Genomic DNA, 20,511 nt, shown 5'->3' with positions numbered 1-20,511 from the left:
TCCCAATGCATTCTACGTCTTCTTGGTGATACGGCGGTAGAGGCCCACGAGCCCGGCGGGCCAGAAGATCAGGACGAGCGCCAGCACCGATCCCAACACGATCTTGTTCCAGTCGCCGCCGAGCGACAGCAAGTTCTGCTGGGCAATCAGGAGGGCGGTGCCGATCAAGGGGCCGAGCAGGATACGGCGCCCGACCAGCACGATCGCGGTGAGCATCATGACGAGGAAGTAGGACTCGAACATGTCGGGGCCGACATAGGCGCGCTGATAGGCGTAAAGCCAGCCGGCAAGCCCGGTGATCGGTGCCGAGATCACGAACACGGCGAGCCTGACCCGGCGCGGATCGACGCCGAGGCTTGCGGCCAGCGCGGGGTTCATCTGTACCATCAGCGCGGTGGTGCCCAGCCGCGAGCGGCGGAAGCGCGCGATGAAGGCGAGGGTGAGCAGCAGCAGCGCGAAGGCGATCGGCCAGAGATCTTCCTGCATCGCGCCGGAGAAGTTGGTCACGAGCAATGGGAGCTTCAGCGGCGGAATGCCGACGATGCCGTCGGACCCACCGACGGCGTCCCAGTTGAACGCGATCTCGTACGCGACCACGGCGGCCGCATAGGTCACGAGGGAGAACACGAACTCGCGGGTCCGCAAGGTGACGGCGCCGAGGAAGGCCGCGGCCGCGAGGCACAGCGCGATTGTCGCGGCCGCCGTCGCCCAGCCGTTCAGTCCGCATTTTTCCGAGAGGTTCGCGGCCGCATAGCCGCCGATGGCCCAGAACACGGTGTGGCCGAGGCTGACCTCGCCGAGATAGGACAGCACGATGTCGGCGCCGTAGCACATCACCGCGAAGATCGCGATCGTGGTCAGCGTGGAATAGGCGACCGAGGTACCGCCCAGCAGGCGCGGCAGGAGGAAGCCGATCACGACGAAGGCCGCGACTGCGGCGAGGCGCAGGAACGGGATCGAGGCGGGCTGCGGGGATTCGATCGCGGTCATTTGGTTGCAAGCCCCGCGGGACGGATCACGAGCAGCGCCAGCAACAGCGCAAAGGCCGCCGCCGTCGTATAGGCCGGCGCGACGAACGCGCCGAAGAAGGCGGTGAACAGGCCGAGCCCGAGCCCGGCTGCGAGCGCGCCGCCGATCGAGCCGATGCCGCCGAGCACGACCACGACAAAGGTCATGATGACCTCGTTGAAACCCATGCTGGTCAGGATCGGCGAGCGGGGCGCCACCAGCGCCGCCCCCAGCGCGACCGCGGAACATTCGAACACGAAGACGCCGAGATAGACGAACTTTGCGTTGATCCCGAACAGCTCTGCGAGCTTCGGGTCCTCGGCGACGGCGCGGATGACCGAGCCGAAGCGGGTTCGCTGGGTGAACAGCCAGACTGCGCCGTAAAGAAGAAGGGTTACGACCAGCACCAGCACGTCCTGCCAGGTGAACCAGAGCGGACCGATGTCGATCTTGGCGCGCGCCAATGTTCCGGGCAGCGTCTGCGGATTGCCGCCGAAGATCAGCGCGCTGCTGCCCTGCAGGACGTAGCCGAGACCGAGCGTCACGATCATCAGGCTGGTCAGGTTCTGCGTCATGACCAGGCGCATCATCGCGTTCTGCATCAGGAGGCCGATCACGCCGAGCACGATGATCGCCACCAGAATGGCGAGCGGGTAGGGCAGGCCCAGTTTGGTGATGGCGTACCAGGTGACGAAGGCGCCGAGCATGTAGAGCTGGCCATGGGCGAAATTCACCAGTCGTGCGACGCCGAGCAAAATGGTCCAGCCCAGCGCGATGCAGGCATAACCGGAGCCAAGCACGATGCCGTTGATGACCTGCTGCGCGATATTCATGCCGGCGTTCCATCGGCGATGGTGCCGAGATAGGCCTCGATGATGCGATGGTCCGCGGCCATGACGTCGGCAGGACCTTCGCCGACGATCTTGCCGCGTTCGAGCAGGTAGAGGTGGTCGACCACCTTCAGCGCCGCCTTGATGTTCTGCTCGACCAGCAGCACCGGCAGGCCGCGATCGACCAGCAGGCGGATGCGGGAGAGCAGGTCGGTGATCAGCCGGGGCGCGAGGCCCGCGGAAGGCTCGTCCAGCATCAGCACGCGCGGGCCGGCGAGCAAGGCGCGCCCGACCGCGAGCATCTGCCGTTCGCCGCCGGAGAGTGCTGCGCCCTTGTGCGAACGGCGCTCGGCGAGGCGCGGGAAGAACTCGAAAACCTCGGGGATGGTGAAGAGATGCCGGCCGGTCGTGTCCGCGGGCGGCCGCACCAGTGCCAGGTTCTCGTCGACGGTCAGCTCCGCAAAGATGTTCTTGCCTTCCGGCACCAGCGTAAGGCCGCGCGCCACCCGCTCGTGCGCGGCGAGTTTCTCGATGCTGCGTCCTTCGAGCTGGACGCTGCCGGTGACCACGGCGCGGCCACGGGACCAGCCGGCGAGCGCATTGACCAGCGTGGTCTTGCCGGCGCCGTTGGCGCCGACGAGGCCAACCATTCGCCCCGCGGGCACGCCGATATTGACGCCTGACACCGCGACATTGCCTGCGTAGCGGACTGAGAGACCGTCGCTCTGGAGTACGCCGCTCATTCGTCGCGTCCCAGATAGGCTTCGCGCACGCGCGGATCGCGCTGGATGTCAACAGGCGTTCCCGTCGCCAGCATGGCACCCTGGTCGATCATGACGATGCGATCGGCAATCGACATGATGAGGTCCATGTGGTGCTCGATGACGACGAGGGCGAGGTTACGCTTGCGTAGGCCAATCAGGACGTCGGCGAGCTTCTTCATGTCGCCGCCGCTGAGGCCGGCCGCGGGTTCATCGAGCAGGAGCACCTTTGCGCCGGTGCCATAGGCGAGTGCGACCGAGAGCAGGCGCTGCACGCCGTAGGGAATGTCGCCGGGAAGCTGGTCATGGTACTGCCGGGCGATGCCGAAGAAGTCGAGCAGTTGTGCAGCCGCCAGTTCGGCTGCGCGGCGCGTGGTGGCCTCGCGCCAGGGCGCGAACAGGGATGTGGCGAGATCGGTCGAGAAATCGCGGAAGATGGCCGAGACCGCGTTCTGCAGGACGGTCAGTTCGCCGAAGAACGAGTTCTGCTGAAAGGTGCGGCGCAGGCCGCGGCCGGCGAGGTCGAACGTCCGGAGCGCCGAGACGTCGGCCTTGTCGAGGAATGTGCGGCCGCGATGGGTGACGGCATTGGTGACGGCGGCAAAGCAGCTGCTTTTTCCCGCGCCGTTCGGGCCGATGATGCCGAGGATCTCGTCGTTATGGACTGACCAGCTCACGTCGCGCAGGGCGACGAGCGCGCCATACTGCACGGTCAGCCCTTCGACGCGCAGCACCTCGCTCGCGCCGCGACGCGTTTCCCCGGAACTTGCCACCCGGCCGTCCATCCCTTGTTGTCCCGGCCGCGCTTACGGCAACCGGTCCTTTTTGGCGAGGCAACGCACGGCAATCGATGCGGGATCAAATCGCAGGAGAGAGGCAGCCTCGCGAGAGGCAAGGTATTGCGCGCCAACTCTGAAAACTTGTGCTGACTGGTCGTCAGACCAGAGACGCCTGCGCTGCGGCCCGCTCAACCCTGACGGCGCGGCACGGTATTTTCTCCCGCAGTGGTACATACAAAACCGCAATAGCTGATAGACGGAACCTCGTCTGGCGATCATCCGGGCTGTGGGCTATGAACCCTGGAGTTGCGCCGCGGCGCAGCCCATGACCCCCTTGAGGAGCCCCCGATGCGTCTTCCCACAATTATCCTGGCCGTCACATGTCTTGCGGGCGCAGCTTCAGCGGAGGACCTGTCGGGCACGCTCCAGAAGGTCAAGGAGACCAAGAAGATCACGCTGGGCTATCAGGAGGCCTCGGTCCCCTTCAGCTATCTCGACGGCAACCAGAAGCCGATCGGCTTCGCCATGGATATCTGCCTCAAGATCGTGGATGCCGTGAAGAAGCAGCTCGGCATGCCCGATATCGCCGTCGACACGCTCGCCGTGACGTCGTCGAACCGGATTCCGCTGATGGTCAACGGCACCCTCGATCTGCACTGCTCGGCGACAACAAACAACGCCGACCGCCAGAAGCAGGTCGCCTTCACCAACACGCATTTCCTCAGCGCGACCCGGTTTGCGGCCAAGAAAGCCGCGAAAATCAGCACCATTGACGACCTCAAGGGCAAGGCCGTTACGGCGGTGGCCGGCTCGGTCAATCTGAATCAGCTTGCCAAGGTCAACACCGAGCGAAATCTCGGCATCAGAATAATGCCGGCCGTGGATCAAGCCGAAGCGTTCCTGCTGCTGGAAACCGACCGCGCTCAGGCCTACGCGCTCGACGACGTCCAGCTTGCGGTCGCGATTGCGCGCTCGAAGGAGCCGGCGCTGTTCATGATCAGCGAAGAGACGTTTTCGAAGGCCGAGCCCTTCGGGATCATGCTGCGGCGGGAAGACGCGCCGTTCAAGGCGCTCGCCGACCGCGCCACCGCCGAGCTTTACGCGAGCCCGGAGATCGAGGTGCTCTACAAGCGCTGGCTGGAATCGCCGACCGCGCCGAACGGCCTCAACTACAATGTCCCGATGTCGGCGGCCTTGCGCAACGCCTTCAAGAAGCCGAGCTCGAGCTTCGATCCCGACGTCTACGTGGTGAACTGAGGCGAGGGCGCTAGCGCGCCCGCGGCGTGTCCAGTAACTGGCCCGCCAACGCCGCGCCGATCGCCGCGATGGCGGCCATAGCAAGCGCCCACGGAACGAACAGCCGATGACCGATCAGCGCGCCGCTCAGGAGCGGCGCGCTGATATTCGCGCCCGACATCAGCGACTGGTTGAGGCCCATGATCATGCCCTGACGATTGATCGCGGTCGAGCGCGACAGCTCGGCCGTCAGCGTGCTGCGCGCGAACATGGTGCCGACGATGATCAGTGTCAGGTTGATCGCGAGCAGGCCGACATTGTCGCGGGCCGCAAGTCCGGCAAATCCGAGACCCATGCAAGCGAACGCGGCCATCACGATGCTGCGGTCTGACGCGATGATGCTCACACGCGTGATGAGCAGTCCCTGAACCACCATGTTGATGAAGCCGGCATAGGCGAACATCCAGCCGAGCTCGCGCGCGCCGAAGGGATGTCCGTCCCAGGAGAACCGCGCCGACAGGAACAGGCCGATCTGCGACAGGAACATCGAGTTGACGAAGAAGAACACGATGAGCAGGCCGAGCAGCCGCCAGGCATAGCGCATGCCGAGCAGGCTGCGGGCCAACGTCGGCTCGGGCACGCGATGCTGGTAGAGCGGCTCGGACGCCGGGTGATCAGGCGGGAGCAGGGCGATCGTCGCAACGATGCTGATCAGCGAGAGCGCGGCCGGGGCCCACACCGGCGCGGTCTGGCCGTAGTGCACGAGGAAGCTCGAGAGAGCGGGGCCGAGCAGCAGCCCGGTTCCGATCGCACCGCTGGTCATGCCGAGTGCCTGCTTGCGTGTTGCCGGCGCGCTGTGCTCGGCGGCATAGGCGTGAGCGACCGAGATGTTGCCTGATGTCAGGCCGTCGATGATGCGTGCCAGGAACACCAGCGTCAGGTTGCCCGCCAATGCGAGCAGGATGAAGCCGATGAACGTCCCGATCTGGCTGACGACCAGAACCTTCCGCCGGCCGTAACGATCCGAGAGCATGCCGACCACGGGGCCGGCAACGAGCTGACAGACGGCATAGGCCGAGATCAGCGCGCCGAGCAGGAACGGCGTCGCGCCGAGCCGCTGCGAGTAGAACGGCAGCAACGGCAGGATGATTCCCATGCCCGTGGCGTCCACAGCGACGACCACGAAGGTCGGGACCAGCGTCAGCGTGCTCTCGCCCGCTATCGTCTCCCTTGCCTCGGTCGCGGAACCCGGTCCCATCCAGCGCTGTCCTCGTTCGCATTTGCGTGATCGATTGCGATACGCGGATTATATAGTTGCAGGCTAATAGTTCGCGTCCTATCTAATTTGCATGGCTCCCTCGCAGGCTCATATCCACGGCGAGATCGGCCGGCTGATCGCGCGACTGGCCCGCATCTGGCGCCGCGAGTCGGATCAGGCGCTGTCCGATCACGGCCTGTCCTATGCGACCGCGATTCCGCTGCTGGTGCTGTCGCGGCAGGGCGAGAACGTGCGCCAGGGCGTGCTCGCCGACGAGCTCGGCATCGAGGGGCCGTCGCTGGTTCGGTTGATCGATCTGCTCGAGGCCGAGGGGCTGGTTGAACGCCGCGAGGATCCGAGCGACCGCCGTGCCAAAACGCTACATCTGACCAAAGCGGGCGAGGTCAAGGTCGAAGAGACCAACCGGGTGCTGCGCCGGGTACGGGCGAGCTTGCTCAAGGATATCGGCGCGGACGAACTTGCGATAACCTTCGAAACTCTTCAGCGCATCGAACAGCGGGCCAGTCGCCTGCAGGACACCAAGACCGGTCCAGAGACGAAATAGCATGCGCGCAGACGAGCCGTTCCTGGTCCGCCACGCGGACGTCATTTTTGCGTTGAAGACGTTTGCCGCGTCGATGCTGGCGCTCGTCATCGCATTCGCCATGGACCTGCCGCGGCCCTATTGGGCGATGGCGACCGTCTACATCACCTCGCAGCCGCTGGCGGGCGCGACCAGCTCAAAAGCGTTCTTCCGCGTCATGGGCACGCTGGTCGGCGCCACCATGACGGTGGCGCTGGTGCCGAACCTGATCGATGCGCCGGAATTGCTTTGCCTCGCGATCGCGCTCTGGGTCGGGCTCTGCCTCTATCTGTCGCTGCTCGATGGCACGCCGCGCAGCTACGTCTTCATGCTGGCGGGATACACGGTCGCATTGATCGGGTTTCCCTCCGTCTCCGAGCCTGGCGCCATCTTCGATACCGCCATTGCGCGGGTGGAGGAGATTTCCCTCGGCATCATCTGCGCGAGCCTCGTCTCCACCATCGTCCTTCCCCGCAGCGTCGCGCCAGCCGTCGCCAACCGCGTCGACGCCTGGCTGTCGGATGCGCAGCGCCTGAGCCAGGCGGTGCTGCTTCGTCAGGGAACGAGTGAGACGCGCCGCGGCAGGCGGCTCAAGCTTGCGACCGACATCGTCGAGATCGACACGCTTTCCACCCATCTTGCGTATGACCGGCTGACCGATCGCAATGTGGTGACTGGCCTCGGCGAGATCCGGCTGCGCATGCTGATGCTGTTGCCGGTGATCGCCTCGCTGGAGGATCGGCTGGCAGCGCTGGGGGAGGAGGCGTTGCGCCGGCAGCCCGAGCTGAAGCGGCTGCTGGAGGATCTTGCGAAATGGATTGCGAGCGATGTCGGCGCGCGGCAACCTGCCGAGCCGATCCGCGCCGCGATCACAGGGCGACAGGCGGTGCTCGATGACAGCGCCTCATGGGAGCGGATCATCACTACGAGCCTGCTGTTGCGGCTGCGCGAGCTGGTCGACCTGTCGCGCGACTGCCGCGTGCTCAGCGAGGCCATCGCCGAGAGCCGCAATGTTTCGACGCTCGACCTGGCCTTCCGTTCCGAGGCCGGCGCCGCGCCGGTGCGCCATCGCGACCGCGGCCTTGCCTTGTGGTCGGCAGCCGGCGCGGCCACGGCCATCCTGATCTGCTGCGCGTTCTGGATCGGGACCGGCTGGCCGGACGGCGCCTCGGCGCCGATGATGGCGGCGGTCGCGTGCTCCTTCTTTGCCGCGCAGGACGAGCCCGCACGTTTCATCCGCAGTTTCGGCCTGTGGTCGCTGGTCGCCATCGTGGTCGTCGCGATCTATCTGTTCGCGCTGGTGCCGGCGATCTCTCATATCGAGGTCCTGATCGTCGCGCTGGCGCCGACCTTCCTGGTCTACGGCTTCCTGATCGGACGGCCGGCAACGGCGGGAACAGGCATGGCGCTCGCGGCCAACACCGCAACGCTGTTGGCGCTGCAATCGACTTACAGCGCGGATTTCGCATCCTATGCCAATTCCGCGGTCGCCTTCTTCGTCGGCGTCGTCATCGCCGAGCTCGTGACGCGGATCGCGCGCGGCGTGGGCGCGGAGTGGATCGCCAATCGCCTGGTGCTATCGAGCTGGAAGACGCTCGCGGTCGCTGCCGAGCGCCGTGGCAAGCATGATCGGGCAGAGTTTGCGGGCCTCATGCTGCATCGGCTCGGGCTGCTGGTGCAGCGCATCGCCTTCCTCTCCGAGAGCGATCGCCACGATGCCGACAGCCTCGTGCAGCTTCGAATCGGGATCAATATCATCGACCTGCGCCGCGCCCGCTATGGGCTTGCCGCAACCACCATTGCCGTCATCGACGACATGCTTGATCAGCTCGCCATCGCTTGCCGCAGCCATGCCGGTGGGGGAATGCCGACCGAGCTTTTGACCAGCGTCGATCGGGCGCTGGCCAAGGCGGTGACGGATTCCAATGACCGCGCGCGCGAAGACGCCCTGATCGGCCTCGTCGGCATCCGCCGCGGCCTGTTCCCGGACGCACCGGCCTACCGGCCGCGTACAGGCGCGAGTGTTGCAGCATGAGATACGTGATCGACATCTATGGCGTGCTCGTGCCGGCGCTGCTGCTGTGGATCATCGTCGCCTATGTCCTGAGCGCGATCCTGCGCCGGCTCATGCAGCGCTTCGACCTCTACCGGCTGGTCTGGCACCGTGCGCTGTTCGATTTCGCGATTTTCGTCTGTCTTCTCGGCGGCGTCGTCTATCTCTCGGAGTTTTTGCCATGAAGGGGAATTTCGCCTGGTTTGGCCGCCTTGCGCTGACCGTTCTCGCCGTCGTCGCCGCGCTCGCGGTCGGCCGTGAACTTTGGGTCTATTACATGGAGCAGCCCTGGACCCGCGACGGTCGCGTCCGCGCCGATGTGGTGCAGGTCGCGCCTGACGTCTCCGGGTTCGTCACGGAGGTGCTGGTCAAGGACAACCAGAAAGTCCATCGCGGCGATGTGCTGTTCCGGATTGATCGCGAACGTTTCGCGCTGGCCTTGCGGCAAGCCGATGCATCGGTGGCGGGTCATCAGGCCACGCTCGACCAGGCCAATTCCGATTTGAAGCGCTACAGCGCGCTGACCACCGATGCGGTATCGCAGCAGAAGCAGGAGCAGGTGTTGGCCACCCAGCTCCAGGCCAAGGCGGCGTTCGATCAGGCCGTCGCCGACCGCGCGGTCGCCCAGCTCAACCTCGATCGCAGCGAGGTCCACGCCTCCGTGAACGGTGTCATCACCAATATGGATCTGCGTCCCGGCGCTTACGTCACGGCCGGCAAGGGCGTGATGGCGCTGGTCGACACGGATACGTTGCACGTGGAGGGTTATTTCGAAGAGACAAAGCTCGCGCGCATCCGCACCGGCGACAAGGTGCGGGTCCGCCTGATGGGCGAAACGGTCACGCTGTCAGGCCATGTCGAGAGCATCGCCGCCGGCATCGAGGACCGCGACCGCGCTGAGGGCGCGAACCTGCTTGCCAATGTCAACCCGACCTTCAGCTGGGTGCGGCTCGCCCAGCGCGTCCCCGTGCGCATCGCGCTGGACAATGTCCCTGACACCATCTCGCTCGTCGCCGGCCGCTCCGCGACGGTAGAGGTATTGGACTAACGCAACGAGCCCATGGATCGCGCCTGGCTTGGGGAAAACCGCCAACAGGCGTTTCAATGCCAAATCGCAGGGCTAATCCTGACGCGCTTGTGTGAGTCGGGGGACCGTATGGGCGTTTGGTTTTTAGTCCTGGCAGCTTGCGTCGTCGGCGCGTTGCTCCTTTTGGCATTCTGCCGATAGAGCCGACAGCGGACGCAAATGTTGCTGCGAAGCATCAGCCAGCCGTTGAATAGCGGTTCCAGACCGATGGTTTTTGACTGTGCATGGATGACCGCGTTCACTTCCGGGATCGGAGGCGGGCATGAGCTGGTTGTTTGTGTTTCTCATTGCCGCGAGCGCAGTCGTTCTGATCGCCCATGCGATTGACGCGATGCGTTCCTGATACTGCCTGCGACTCGGTTCGTCGGTAGCTCGGTAAGCGACGAAATTGTTCCGAGGCGGGCGAGTGTCAATTTGAGGAACCTGGTCCTGCGGGCCAAGGTTGTCACAGCAGGAGGAATACGATCATGCTTGCGTTCTATCTGCCGATCATCATTTTCGGAGCGATGCTCGAAGCGATTTCGAAGCAAACTGTCTCTGCACCCATCCAGGAGCCGCCAAGCATCGATTAGACTCCGACGCTCACGCGTTCCGCTCGGGACTGACGAACCAGCGTCTGCTCAGGCATTCGAGTATTTCTTCAGCTCGAACCGCGCGATCTGGTTTCGGTGCACCTCATCCGGCCCATCGGCAAGCCGGAGCAGGCGCGCGGTCGCGTAGGCCTGGGTCAAGCCAAAATCGTTCGAGGTGCCGCCGCCGCCATGGGCCTGGATGGCCCAGTCGATGATCTGGCAGGCCATGTTGGGCACGGCGACCTTGATCATCGCGATCTCGGCCTTCGCGACCTTGTTGCCGACCGTGTCCGTCGCATAGGCGGCGTTGAGCGTCAGCAGCCGGGCCTGCTCGATCATGATGCGGGCTTCCGCGATGCGCTCCTGCGTCACGGTCTGCTCCGAGACCGGTTTGCCGAAGGCGACGCGGCTGCGCACGCGGCGGCACATCTTTTCCAACGTGCGCTCGGCAAGGCCAATCAGCCGCATGCAGTGATGGATGCGGCCGGGGCCGAGGCGGCCCTGTGCGATCTCGAAGCCTCTGCCTTCGCCCAGCAGCATGTTTTCCTTGGGCACGCGCACATTGGTGAAGACGACCTCGGAAGCGCGGTCGGGCACGCCGTAGAAGCCGAACACGGGCAGCGGACGCTTGACCTCGATGCCCGGCGTGTCCATCGGCACCAGGATCATGGACTGCTGCTTGTGCCGGTCGGGATTGTCCGGATCGGTCTTGCCCATGAAGATGCAGATCTTGCAGCGCGGATCGGTTGCGTTGGTCGTGTACCATTTCCGCCCGTTGATGACGTAATGGTCGCCGTCGCGCACGATCGAGCTTTCGATGTTCGTCGCATCGGATGATGCGACCGCGGGCTCGGTCATGGCGAAGCAGGAGCGGATTTCGCCTGATAGCAGCGGCTTCAACCAGCGCTCCTTGTCCTTCTCCGTGCCATAGCGCTCCAGCACCTCCATGTTGCCGGTGTCGGGCGCCGAGCAGTTGAACACTTCGGGCGCCAGATGCGTGCGCCCCATCACCTCGCAGAGCGGGGCATATTCGAGATTGGTGAGACCCGCGCCGTGGCCGGACTCAGGCAGGAACAAATTCCAGAGACCTTCGGCGCGCGCCAGTGGCTTCAGCTCCTCGACGACGGGATAGACCTTCCACGGTCCGAGCTCTTCCGCTTCGCGATAGAAGCGCTCCTCGTTCGGATAGATGTGCCGGTCCATGAAACTTTCGAGCTTGCGCTTGAGCTCGACGACTTTGGGCGACATCGGGTAGAGCATCTGGACCTCCTGTAGATCAAGCAGCGCCTGCACGCGGGGCCGGCCTGCATCAGAATCGAGTCGGCGATAGCGGCGCTTGCCTCATCGCATTTTCATCGGCGCGGCTCTGCGCAAATCGCGTCAGAGCTCACCTGTTGCGTAGCGATATTAACGTCCATTCATGCGTTGTCTTGCGTTTGTGCACCGAATGAGAAGCGCGTGGGAAACAATCAGCAACTGTGACTTTGACGCGACTGGCAATCCGAAAGGTCGTGCCTAAGATCGGCCTCAATCAAAAGTGGGGGCAGCAGTCATGACAACACAAGGGGACTACGGAAGCACTTCCTTACGGATCGCGCGCCCCTAGTTCGCCAGTCGATAGGACGCGGAGCGCATTGTCCTAGACTGCGCGCGGGTTCTTCCAACAACCGATAGTTCGTCCCGTCGATCCGCAAGCTGCGCGGTCGCCGGTTTCGTTCGTTCAAAAGCAAGCAAGGGCTTGATCCAAACGTTGCATCTCAAGGCACAATCTAAAATAGATAAATATAAGAAACACACTCTTGAATTCGAAAGAGGAAATGGACATCGACATGCACACGCAATCAGAACGCTCCGTCACTCACCGCATCAGACTCGCCGCCGCCGTTGCAGCGGTGAGCGCGATTATCACTTCACCTGCTTTCGCCGGCGGTCCGCTGCCTGCACCCGTCGTCTCCTGGTCTGGATTCTACGCCGGTGTCCATGGCGGCTGGGGATGGGGGAAGTCGGAGTTTCGCGATCCCCTCAACAGCCCCGCCAACAATCCGTTCTTTGCCTACTACAACGGACCGCTCGCGGGCGGGCAGCTCGGCTACAATTGGCAGCTGGGCAACTATGTCCTTGGTGCCGAGGTCGACGGCTCCTGGTCCTTCGTGAAGGGCAACACCAGCACGTCGCCCCTTCTCACGTCGAGCACCACCAACGGGGTCGGCTACACCGCCCTCGCGACCGCGACGGGCCGTGTCGGCTACGCATCGGGCCAATGGCTCGCCTATGCCAAGGGCGGTGCCGCCTATGCCCGCATGGAGCTTTCGTCGCGGTTCACCCCGGAGATCACCAACTACAACCGCGAGCTGTTCGGTGCCGTCGGCGGCGTCGGCCTGGAAGTGGCCTTCCTGCGCAACGTCTCCGCCAAGGTCGAATACAACGCGATCTTTCTCCCCACCGAAACGCTGCATTGGGTGAGCCAGGACACGACCTCCGAGATCAAGCATTTCGTCCAGGTGGTGAAGGCCGGCATCAACGTCCGTTTCAACGGCGACGGCGGCCTCCCGCGTTAATTCCCCGGCACGTCGAAACAACATTCAACAGAAATCCTCGGAGACAACATCATGTCCACCATGTCCAAGATCGCCGCAGTCGTCACCGCCGGCCTCGGCGCCATGATCGCCGCACCAAGCCACGCCGCCGCTCCAGTCGAGTACGTCAAGGTCTGCTCCTTGTACGGCGCCGGCTTCTTCTACATTCCGGGCACCGACACCTGCACCAACGCCAACCAGATCGCGACGAACCAGTTCGATCTCGCGCGTGCGCAGACCCGCGCTTCGACCGGCACCGCGATGGCCGCGTCGCTCGTCGCGCCGTGGCTTCCGACCGGCACCAATTACGCGGTCTCGACCCACTGGGCGACCTATGACGGCCAGCACGCCGCGGGCTTCTCGGGCTTGGTGCGGGTCTCCGGCAATTTCGTGTTCTCGGGCGGCTTCTCGCTCGGCCTCGACAAGGGAAGCCTCACGTCCCTCACCAACCGCACGCAGACGGAATTCGGCACGGCGATCCCGGCGCAATCGTGGAGTGACGTCCGTGGCCTCGGCCGCGCGGGGTTCATGTACGCCTGGTGATGCACGCGACGCTCGCTCCTAAAATTCATTCTGACATTTGAAAGACCATCCCATGACAATCTCTCTCTCGCGATCGGCGCGCCGCTTCCTCTCCTGCGTTGCTGCCGTCACGCCCCTTCTCGCGGCCATGCCGCTCACCGCCGCATCCGCGAACGCGGCCGACATGACCGTGAAGGCTCCGGTCGTCGCTCCGGTGCCGCTCTGGAACGGCTTCTACATTGGTGCTCATGGCGGTTATGGCATGGGCAGCAGCCGGCTCGTCGACCCGAGCTTCGCATTCGCGCAAGATCGCTTCACGATGGACACAAAGGGCGCGCTCGCAGGTGCGCAGGTTGGCGCCAACTGGCAGTTCGACAACATCGTGGTCGGTGCCGAGCTCGATCTTTCCTGGGCGTCGATCAAGGGCAATCGTCCGTTCGATCCCGCGAACCCCATCTTGTCCGGGCTTTCAGTGTCGTACCAGGCGATGGCGACGGGCACCGGTCGCATCGGCTACGCGTTTGATAACGTACTGGCTTACGCCAAAGGCGGCGTTGCCTGGGCAAATGTCGCCTACCAGGCCTATGTCGGCACGGTTGCTCCGCTCGACGTGAACCACCAGCGGACCGGCTTGACCGGCGGCGTCGGCCTTGAATACGCGCTGACGAGCAATCTCTCGGCGCGGCTGGAGTACGACTATCTGTACTTCGGTCCGGCCGCGATCGCGCTGAGCACACGGATCAGTACCCAAAACGTCGACCATGACCTGCACCTCGTGAAGCTCGGCGTGAACTACCGCTTCAACGGCGATGCCATCGTTGCTCGTTACTGAGCCGCGTCAACGTCACTGATTGGAGACAAACATGTGGAAGCAAATCAACGCGGCACGAGACGTCTTCCGACGTCACCTGCGCGCTATCCTTGCGACTGCCGCTCTGGTTCTGGCGATCCCGACGCCCGGCCATGCTGCGGTCGAGTACGAAAAGATCTGCTCGGTCTACGGTGCCAACTTCTTCTACATACCGGGTACTGACACCTGCGTGAACGCGGGGCAGACGGTGCAGAGCCAGTTCGATCTCGCACGCCAGATTACCCGTGCAGCGACGGGAACGGCCATGGCGACTTCGCTCGTCAATCCGTTCCTGCCCGACGGGACCAACTATGCGATCTCGACGCACTGGGCCGTCTTCGACGGGCAGCATGCCGCCGGTGTGGTCGGAATGATCAGGATCCAGGGAAACCTGTCACTGACCATGGGCATCGCGTTCGGTCTCGATCGCGGCAGCTTGACGTCCACGTCCAACCGGACCGCGACGGAGTTTGGCGTGGCGCTTCCGGCGCAGTCGTGGAGCGACGTGCGCGCCCTTGGACGGGTGGGGCTCCAGTATTCCTGGTAGCCGGCGCCGAACACGAAGGCGCCGCCCGGACGATCTTCACGACGTCCGGGCGGCGCAAATGCTGTGAGCCCAGGGAAGGGCGGCTAGCCGATTTCGAGATAATCCGGGCCGGGCAATGTCGGGAAGGGCGGGGTCGGCAGCGTCTGGTACCAGAACGCGACCGAGGCGATGTCGTCCTGCAATGGAAGATACTTCGCCTCCTTGACGCCCGGCAGCCAGCCCAGCGCCTGGATCGTCACGCGCAGATCGGAGCGGAAGCGCACGGGATCGGGGATGTGCCAGCGGTACAGGCCGAAGCGTTGCTGCGATTTGTAGGCACCATCGGGACGGATCACCTGCGGCAGGCCGGCATAGGGCGTGGTGAATTCCTGGTAGCGGGATTGTTGCGCCGGACCCTGGCCGGCATGCGCGACATAGGGATCGAAATTATAGGCGCCGCAGAAATAATCTTCGGTGCCGGTGCCGCAGATGGTGGGGAATGCACCGTCGCCGTCGATGAAGAACTTGATCTCGCCTTCGCCCCACCAGCCGTTGTTGTTGACGCCCCAGGCCATATAAGTGCCGACATAATGGCCCGCACCGCTGACGCCATCGAGGATGGTGTAGACCTCCTTGTACGGCAGCGGGTTGGTACGCCGGAATTGCGCATGGAAATAGGCGCAGTCCTCGGGCACCTCAGTCAGCGTGTAGTTGATCTGGTAGTAGACGGTGAGCTGCTCCTCGCTGCGGTTCTCCAGCGTGAAGCGCGCGCGCTTGCGGAACGGCATCTCCCAGTAGCAGTTGAAGGCGCGGCCGGGATTGACGCAGACCGCGAGCGAGGACACCTGTGCGAACTCCTCCCATCCGCAGGCGAAGAAATCGCCGGCCGGGCACTCGACGCTCGGTTGCGCCTGGTCGTCCCAGTAGATGCGCAGGATCGAGTGACGGAGCCGCCCGCGCGCCAGCGTCATCCAGATCTGCTGGATCGCGCCCTGGCCCTGGATGTCGCCGAGCGTAAAGGTCGCGCCGGGCCCGATCACGACATAGGGCGAGACCTTCCAGCCCTGGCCGAGATCGCGGGCCTGGCGTGCGGCGGGGCCGTCGACGGACATGCCGCCCTTGCCCTTCTCGCCGGTGAAATTCTCGGGGCTGATCGAGCGCGTCTGCGCATTCGACAGGCGCGACAGATTGCCGAGATGCAGGCCCAATCCGGAAAACGCCATGCTGTCCTCGATCCCTGGAGTTAGCGACACCTCGATATATCGCCGTCGAATCTACCAAAAGATGAAGACCGCGCACGCAGGGTGCGCGTACTTCAGGCGACGCGGTATTCCCTGAACTTCTCGCGCAGCGCGGATTTGAGCACCTTGCCGGTGCCGGTCATCGGAAATTCGTCCAGGAATTCGACCGCATCCGGCATCCACCAGCTCGCGATCTTCGGGCGCATGTGGTCGAGCAGGGCCTTGCCGTCCACGGTCGCGCCCTTCTTGCGGACGACGAGGAGCAGCGGACGCTCCTGCCATTTTTCATGGTTGATCGCGACCACGGCGGCTTGCAGCACATCGGGGTGGGACAAGGCGACGTCCTCGAGCTGGATCGAGGAGATCCATTCGCCACCGGACTTGATCACGTCCTTGGAGCGATCGGTCAGCGTGACGTGGCCTTGGCTGTCGATCACCGCCATGTCGCCGGTGATCAGCCAGCCATCACGGTCGAGGCCTTCGTCGAGCTTCATATAGCCCGAGGCGACCCACGGTCCACGCGCGCGCAGATGGCCGACGGTCTTGCCGTCGCGCGGCAGCTCGTTGCCGCCGTCGTCGACGATGCGCAAGGCTGTGCCGAAGCAGGCGCGGCCCGACACCTGGCGCCGGTCGAATTTCTCCTTGTCGCCGAGATGCTCGGAGCCGGGCCGCAAGCCCGGCATCGAGCAGCCCAGGGCCTCGGTCATGCCCCAGGCCTGGACGTAGTCGATGTCATAGTCGAGCTTGAGCTTCTCGACCATCGCACGCGGCGGCGCCGAGCCGGACGACAGTGTCGCGCGCAGCGTCGAGAATTTATTGCCGGTGCGCCCTAGCCAGTCGAGCAGGATCAGCCAGAAGCTCGGCACGCCGGCGGAGAGCGTCACCTTCTCGCCTTCGAGCAGCTCATAGAGCTTGTCGGGCTCATAGTTGCGGCCGGGCAGCACCAGCTTTGATCCCGTGTAAGGCGCGGTGAATGGCATGTTCCAGCCGTTGCCGTGGAAGAGCGGCGCCATCGGCATCATGACTTCGCGTACGCCTTCGAGATGTCCCGGCAGGAAGTCGAAATTGCAGCAAGTCATGGTCTGCAGGATGGCGGCGCGGTGCGAATAGATCACGCCCTTGGGGTTGCCCGTCGTGCCCGACGTGTAGCAGATGGTGGAGGCGGATTTTTCGTCGAACTCCGGCCAGGCGAAGCCGGCGTCGTTCTCCCTGGCGAGGAGATCTTCATAGCAATGCACGTTCGCAAGCTTGGTCTCCGGCATTCGCTCGCGCGAGGACATCACGACATAGGCCTCGATCGTCTTCAGTTGCGGCGCGATCGCCTCGACCAGCGGCAGCGTGGCGCGGTCGATGAACAGCAGCCGGTCCTCGGCGTGGTTGATGATGTAGACGAGCTGCTCGGGGAACAGCCGCGGATTGATGGTGTGCAGCACATAGCCCATGCCGGGCGCGGCATAGAACATCTCGAAATGCCGGTGCGTATTCCAGGCCAGGGTGCCGACGCGGTCGCCTTGCTTCATGCCGAGCCGCTTCAGAGCCAGCGCCATGCGCTTGATGCGTGGATGGGCGTCGGCGTAGGTGTAGCGATGGATGTCGCCCTCGATCTCGCGCGCGACGATCTCGGCTTCGCCGTGATAGTCCGCGGCATACTGGATCAGGCCGCTGATCAGGAGCGGCATATCCATCATCAATCCCTGCATGGTCTCCTCCGCGGCCACGTCGTTGCGTGGCATATGTTGTGATTTGCGCGTGAGGTTAGCGGAACGTCACGGGACGTTCACGCAAAAAGCGATGGACGCGATTGCATGCGTCACTTTTTCGGGGCTAACTGATCCGAAGCAGCGTCCGCCGTGGAGGAAATCGATGTCAGCGGAAAGACACAAGACCGGTGCAGCCGGCGAATCTACGGTCGATATTTCCGCACTCCGCGCGCGCTATCGCGACGAGCGCGACCGGCGTTTGCGCGCCGAGGGCAAGGCGCAATATGTCGAGGTCGCAGGCGATTTCGGCCGCTATCTCGACGATCCCTGGGCCGATCCCGGATTTGCGCGCGCAGCTGTCAGCGAACAGACCGAAGTTCTCATAGTCGGCGGCGGCTTCGGCGGTCTGCTCTGCGGCGCGCGCCTGCGCGAGGCCGGCATCGAGGATTTTCGTATCGTGGAAAAGGCCGCCGATTTCGGCGGCACCTGGTACTGGAATCGTTATCCCGGTGCGGCCTGCGATACCGAGAGCTACATCTATCTGCCGCTGCTGGAAGAGACCGGCTACATGCCGGTGCGCAAATATGCGCGCGCGCCCGAGATCTACGAGCATTCCCGCCGCATCGGCCGTCACTTCGGCCTCTACGAGCGCGCGCTGTTTCAGACGATCATCTCGCGGATGGAATGGCAGGAGCAGGAGGGTTGCTGGCTGGTCGAGACCGATCGTGGCGATCGCATCCGCGCACGCTTCGTCATTCTCGCCGGGGGCCCGCTGAGCCGTCCGAAGCTGCCGGGTATTCCCGGCATCGAGACCTTCAAGGGCCACAGCTTCCACACCAGCCGCTGGGACTATGGCTACACCGGCGGCACGGCTGAAGGCGGTCTCACCGGTCTGGCCGACAAGCGCGTCGGCATCATCGGGACCGGCGCGACCGCCGTGCAATGCGTGCCGCATCTCGGCCGATCGGCGAAAGAGCTCTATGTCTTCCAGCGCACGCCATCGGCGATCGGCGTGCGCGACGACCGTCCGACGGACGCAAGCTGGGCGCAGAGCCTCGAGCCCGGCTGGCAGCGCGAGCGCATGGACAATTTCACTGCGGTCATCTCCGGCGAGCCGTTCGAACGGGATCTGGTGCAGGACGGTTGGACCGGCCTGCTTGGCGAGATCCTGCTGGCGCCGCGCCGCCAGCCGCAGCCGGTGACCTCGCTCGAAGAGGCGCTGAAGGTCATCGAGCAGGCCGACTACCGCAAGATGGAAGAGATCCGCGCGCGCGTCGATACCGTCGTGAAGGACGAAGCCGCCGCGGCGGCGCTCAAGCCCTGGTACAAGGCGTTCTGCAAACGCCCATGCTTCCACGACGAATATCTCGACACTTTCAATCGTCCCAACGTGCATCTGGTCGACACCAAAGGGCAGGGCGTCGAGCGGATCACCGAGAACGCCGTCGTGGTTGACGGCAAGGCCTATGAGCTCGACTGCCTGATCTATGCCAGCGGCTTCGAGGTCGGCACCGATTACGCCCGCCGCATGGGCTTCGAGGTTTACGGCCGTGACGGCGTGAGCCTGTCCGAGCGATGGCGCGATGGCGTCAAGACGCTGCATGGCTTCTACAGCCGTGGCTTCCCGAATTGCTTCCTGATCGTCACGGTGCAGGCCGGTCAGAGCGCCAATTTTCCGCACATCATCGACGAGCAGTCGCAGCACATCGCCTATGTGATCGCGGAGGCGCGCAAGCGCAAGGCGCGGACGCTGGAGCCGACGCTCGCCGCCGAGGACGCCTGGGTCGAGGAGGTCGTCAAGGCCGCGCTCGGCCGCCAGACCTATCTGGCCGAGTGCACGCCGGGCTACTACAACAACGAGGGCGTGTTCGATCCGATCGCGGCACGAAACAGCCAGTACTGGCGCGGGCCGGTGGCGTTCCTGCGGCTGCTCGACAAATGGCGCAAGGAAGGCAATCTGGATGGCCTGGAATTGACTGAGGGGACCGAGGCGGGCGGCTCTCAGGGTCCGGCTTCACCGGCATGATCCCGGGTCTATCAGGCGCGACGCGGCTCTACGTCATTGTCGGCGATCCCATCGCGCAGGTGCGCTCGCCGGCAGGCGTGACGGCCGCCTTCGCTGCGCGCGGCCATGACGGCATTCTCGTGCCGGTTCAGGTCGCGCCAGCGGATTTGCCGGATTTCCTCTCGGTGGCAACGCGGCTGAAGAACCTCGACGGCATCGTCGTGACCATCCCGCACAAATTTGCCTGCTATCAGGCCTGCGCCAGTGCGACCGAGCGCGCACATTTCCTGCGCACCGCGAACCTGATGCGCCGGCGCGCGGACGGTTCATGGCATGGCGACATGGTGGACGGCCTCGGCTTCGTCGGTGCGGCGCGGGCGAAGGGGATCGATCCCCGGGGCATGCGGGCACTGCTGGTCGGCGCCGGCGGCGCAGGATCGGCGATCGCGCTTGCGCTGGTCGAGGCCGGCGTGAGCGATCTCGCGATTCACGACAGCGCGACCGAGCGCCGCAACGCACTGATCGGCCGGCTCAACGGGCTCGGCAGAACGCCTGTGCGGGTCGGCACCAGGGATCCCGCGGGCTTCGATTTCGTCGCCAATGCGACACCCGCCGGGATGAAGGAGGGCGATCCGCTGCCGGTCGATGTCGCGCGGCTCGCGCCGACGGCCTATTGCGGCTGCGTCATCACACAACCCGAAGTCTCGCCCTTCGTCGCTGCCGCCCGCAGGGTCGGCTGCGTGACCGGGACCGGTACGGACATGTACGAGCAGCACCAGGGCATCATAGTGGATTTCCTGCTCGGCCGCGACGGCGAAGGGTAGGCGGCTGCCCCGGTGTCAAGGCACAGGTTGCGCCGGATGGGGCTTGAGCGATCAGGGCCGACGTAGGATCATGGGCCGGCGCGAGCCGGTCGCGCACGTT

Annotated in this window: 19 protein-coding genes; 11 read left to right on the top strand and 8 right to left on the bottom strand. The window is 64.5% G+C overall.

Annotated elements, in window-relative coordinates:
• Positions 1–12: 12 nt before the first annotated feature.
• The 4 genes from ACVJ5M_RS30120 to ACVJ5M_RS30105 are packed head-to-tail and all read right to left on the bottom strand — an operon-like array spanning position 13 to position 3,372.
• On the bottom strand, positions 13–990 hold the full coding sequence (locus ACVJ5M_RS30120) for a branched-chain amino acid ABC transporter permease (protein WP_354099524.1): 978 nt from the start codon (positions 988–990) through the stop codon (positions 13–15).
• A complete protein-coding gene (locus ACVJ5M_RS30115) occupies positions 987–1,841 on the bottom strand; it encodes a branched-chain amino acid ABC transporter permease (RefSeq protein ID WP_063983925.1) in 855 nt (284 codons plus the stop codon). The genes ACVJ5M_RS30120 and ACVJ5M_RS30115 overlap by 4 nt, the downstream gene beginning before the upstream one ends.
• Complete coding sequence (locus ACVJ5M_RS30110; RefSeq protein ID WP_063983924.1) at positions 1,838–2,581, bottom strand: ABC transporter ATP-binding protein; 744 nt, start codon at positions 2,579–2,581, stop codon at positions 1,838–1,840. Before ACVJ5M_RS30110 ends, ACVJ5M_RS30115 begins: the two co-directional genes overlap by 4 nt.
• Entirely contained in the window at positions 2,578–3,372 is a 795-nt protein-coding gene (locus tag ACVJ5M_RS30105) for an ABC transporter ATP-binding protein (RefSeq protein WP_223153603.1), read from the bottom strand. Before ACVJ5M_RS30105 ends, ACVJ5M_RS30110 begins: the two co-directional genes overlap by 4 nt.
• A 354-nt stretch (positions 3,373–3,726) precedes the next feature.
• Between ACVJ5M_RS30105 and ACVJ5M_RS30100 the strand changes: the two genes are divergently transcribed.
• Positions 3,727–4,635, top strand: a complete 909-nt coding sequence (locus ACVJ5M_RS30100; RefSeq protein WP_063983922.1) for an amino acid ABC transporter substrate-binding protein — start codon at positions 3,727–3,729, stop codon at positions 4,633–4,635.
• A 10-nt stretch (positions 4,636–4,645) separates the two neighbouring features.
• Here the strand turns inward: ACVJ5M_RS30100 and ACVJ5M_RS30095 are convergent, their stop codons facing one another.
• On the bottom strand, positions 4,646–5,872 hold the full coding sequence (locus ACVJ5M_RS30095) for an MFS transporter (protein ID WP_354099523.1): 1,227 nt from the start codon (positions 5,870–5,872) through the stop codon (positions 4,646–4,648).
• A gap of 91 nt (positions 5,873–5,963) precedes the next feature.
• Between ACVJ5M_RS30095 and ACVJ5M_RS30090 the strand changes: the two genes are divergently transcribed.
• From ACVJ5M_RS30090 to ACVJ5M_RS30075, 4 genes are read left to right on the top strand one after another with little or no spacing between them, the layout of a single operon-like run.
• Positions 5,964–6,437 carry a MarR family winged helix-turn-helix transcriptional regulator gene (locus ACVJ5M_RS30090; RefSeq protein ID WP_063983920.1) on the top strand — a complete coding sequence of 158 codons (474 nt, stop codon included), beginning with the start codon at positions 5,964–5,966 and terminating at the stop codon, positions 6,435–6,437.
• Between the two features lies 1 nt (position 6,438).
• Positions 6,439–8,490 (top strand): FUSC family protein, encoded by a 2,052-nt coding sequence (locus ACVJ5M_RS30085; RefSeq protein ID WP_063983919.1) that lies wholly within the window; start codon positions 6,439–6,441, stop codon positions 8,488–8,490.
• Positions 8,487–8,693, top strand: coding sequence for a DUF1656 domain-containing protein (locus ACVJ5M_RS30080; RefSeq protein WP_028146630.1), 207 nt, complete (start codon positions 8,487–8,489; stop codon positions 8,691–8,693). The genes ACVJ5M_RS30085 and ACVJ5M_RS30080 overlap by 4 nt, the downstream gene beginning before the upstream one ends.
• A complete protein-coding gene (locus ACVJ5M_RS30075; protein WP_063983918.1) occupies positions 8,690–9,556 on the top strand; it encodes an efflux RND transporter periplasmic adaptor subunit in 867 nt (288 codons plus the stop codon). The genes ACVJ5M_RS30080 and ACVJ5M_RS30075 overlap by 4 nt, the downstream gene beginning before the upstream one ends.
• A gap of 659 nt (positions 9,557–10,215) precedes the next feature.
• Here the strand turns inward: ACVJ5M_RS30075 and ACVJ5M_RS30070 are convergent.
• Entirely contained in the window at positions 10,216–11,427 is a 1,212-nt protein-coding gene (locus ACVJ5M_RS30070) for an acyl-CoA dehydrogenase family protein (RefSeq protein ID WP_354099522.1), read from the bottom strand.
• A gap of 569 nt (positions 11,428–11,996) precedes the next feature.
• Here ACVJ5M_RS30070 and ACVJ5M_RS30065 point away from each other — a divergent pair.
• From ACVJ5M_RS30065 to ACVJ5M_RS30050, 4 genes are read left to right on the top strand one after another with little or no spacing between them, the layout of a single operon-like run.
• Positions 11,997–12,725, top strand: coding sequence for an outer membrane protein (locus ACVJ5M_RS30065; RefSeq protein ID WP_187387734.1), 729 nt, complete (start codon positions 11,997–11,999; stop codon positions 12,723–12,725).
• A gap of 51 nt (positions 12,726–12,776) precedes the next feature.
• Positions 12,777–13,286, top strand: coding sequence for a porin (locus ACVJ5M_RS30060; RefSeq protein ID WP_063983916.1), 510 nt, complete (start codon positions 12,777–12,779; stop codon positions 13,284–13,286).
• Between the two features lie 52 nt (positions 13,287–13,338).
• Positions 13,339–14,097: an outer membrane protein gene (locus tag ACVJ5M_RS30055; protein WP_063983915.1), complete on the top strand. Its 759-nt coding sequence runs from the start codon at positions 13,339–13,341 to the stop codon at positions 14,095–14,097.
• A gap of 31 nt (positions 14,098–14,128) precedes the next feature.
• Complete coding sequence (locus ACVJ5M_RS30050) at positions 14,129–14,662, top strand: porin (protein WP_063983914.1); 534 nt, start codon at positions 14,129–14,131, stop codon at positions 14,660–14,662.
• Between the two features lie 83 nt (positions 14,663–14,745).
• Here ACVJ5M_RS30050 and ACVJ5M_RS30045 read toward each other — a convergent pair whose 3' ends face one another.
• A complete protein-coding gene (locus tag ACVJ5M_RS30045) occupies positions 14,746–15,864 on the bottom strand; it encodes a glycoside hydrolase family 172 protein (RefSeq protein WP_063983913.1) in 1,119 nt (372 codons plus the stop codon).
• Positions 15,865–15,956: 92 nt separating this feature from the next.
• Entirely contained in the window at positions 15,957–17,582 is a 1,626-nt protein-coding gene (locus tag ACVJ5M_RS30040) for a long-chain fatty acid--CoA ligase (protein WP_063986444.1), read from the bottom strand.
• 163 nt (positions 17,583–17,745) lie between these two features.
• On the opposite strand from ACVJ5M_RS30040, the gene ACVJ5M_RS30035 reads away from it, so the two are divergent.
• Positions 17,746–19,608, top strand: a complete 1,863-nt coding sequence (locus tag ACVJ5M_RS30035) for a flavin-containing monooxygenase (RefSeq protein ID WP_063983912.1) — start codon at positions 17,746–17,748, stop codon at positions 19,606–19,608.
• Complete coding sequence (locus ACVJ5M_RS30030; RefSeq protein WP_456679553.1) at positions 19,605–20,411, top strand: shikimate dehydrogenase family protein; 807 nt, start codon at positions 19,605–19,607, stop codon at positions 20,409–20,411. The genes ACVJ5M_RS30035 and ACVJ5M_RS30030 overlap by 4 nt, the downstream gene beginning before the upstream one ends.
• Positions 20,412–20,511: the final 100 nt, after the last annotated feature.

It is taken from the genome of Bradyrhizobium sp. S3.7.6 (genome assembly GCF_054061875.1).
The sequence above is the reverse complement of the archived record's forward strand: the minus strand, read 5'-3'. Positions and strand labels throughout refer to the sequence as shown.

Coding starts and splice junctions, on each gene's coding strand:
- ACVJ5M_RS30110 (WP_063983924.1), bottom strand. CDS start 2,581: ATGAGCGGCGTACTCCAGAGCGACGGTCTCTCAGTCCGCTACGCAGGC.
- ACVJ5M_RS30050 (WP_063983914.1), top strand. CDS start 14,129: ATGTGGAAGCAAATCAACGCGGCACGAGACGTCTTCCGACGTCACCTG.
- ACVJ5M_RS30035 (WP_063983912.1), top strand. CDS start 17,746: ATGTCAGCGGAAAGACACAAGACCGGTGCAGCCGGCGAATCTACGGTC.
- ACVJ5M_RS30075 (WP_063983918.1), top strand. CDS start 8,690: ATGAAGGGGAATTTCGCCTGGTTTGGCCGCCTTGCGCTGACCGTTCTC.
- ACVJ5M_RS30055 (WP_063983915.1), top strand. CDS start 13,339: ATGACAATCTCTCTCTCGCGATCGGCGCGCCGCTTCCTCTCCTGCGTT.
- ACVJ5M_RS30065 (WP_187387734.1), top strand. CDS start 11,997: ATGCACACGCAATCAGAACGCTCCGTCACTCACCGCATCAGACTCGCC.
- ACVJ5M_RS30030 (WP_456679553.1), top strand. CDS start 19,605: ATGATCCCGGGTCTATCAGGCGCGACGCGGCTCTACGTCATTGTCGGC.
- ACVJ5M_RS30070 (WP_354099522.1), bottom strand. CDS start 11,427: ATGCTCTACCCGATGTCGCCCAAAGTCGTCGAGCTCAAGCGCAAGCTC.
- ACVJ5M_RS30040 (WP_063986444.1), bottom strand. CDS start 17,582: ATGCAGGGATTGATGATGGATATGCCGCTCCTGATCAGCGGCCTGATC.
- ACVJ5M_RS30095 (WP_354099523.1), bottom strand. CDS start 5,872: ATGGGACCGGGTTCCGCGACCGAGGCAAGGGAGACGATAGCGGGCGAG.
- ACVJ5M_RS30115 (WP_063983925.1), bottom strand. CDS start 1,841: ATGAATATCGCGCAGCAGGTCATCAACGGCATCGTGCTTGGCTCCGGT.
- ACVJ5M_RS30090 (WP_063983920.1), top strand. CDS start 5,964: ATGGCTCCCTCGCAGGCTCATATCCACGGCGAGATCGGCCGGCTGATC.
- ACVJ5M_RS30085 (WP_063983919.1), top strand. CDS start 6,439: ATGCGCGCAGACGAGCCGTTCCTGGTCCGCCACGCGGACGTCATTTTT.
- ACVJ5M_RS30045 (WP_063983913.1), bottom strand. CDS start 15,864: ATGGCGTTTTCCGGATTGGGCCTGCATCTCGGCAATCTGTCGCGCCTG.
- ACVJ5M_RS30120 (WP_354099524.1), bottom strand. CDS start 990: ATGACCGCGATCGAATCCCCGCAGCCCGCCTCGATCCCGTTCCTGCGC.
- ACVJ5M_RS30080 (WP_028146630.1), top strand. CDS start 8,487: ATGAGATACGTGATCGACATCTATGGCGTGCTCGTGCCGGCGCTGCTG.
- ACVJ5M_RS30100 (WP_063983922.1), top strand. CDS start 3,727: ATGCGTCTTCCCACAATTATCCTGGCCGTCACATGTCTTGCGGGCGCA.
- ACVJ5M_RS30060 (WP_063983916.1), top strand. CDS start 12,777: ATGTCCACCATGTCCAAGATCGCCGCAGTCGTCACCGCCGGCCTCGGC.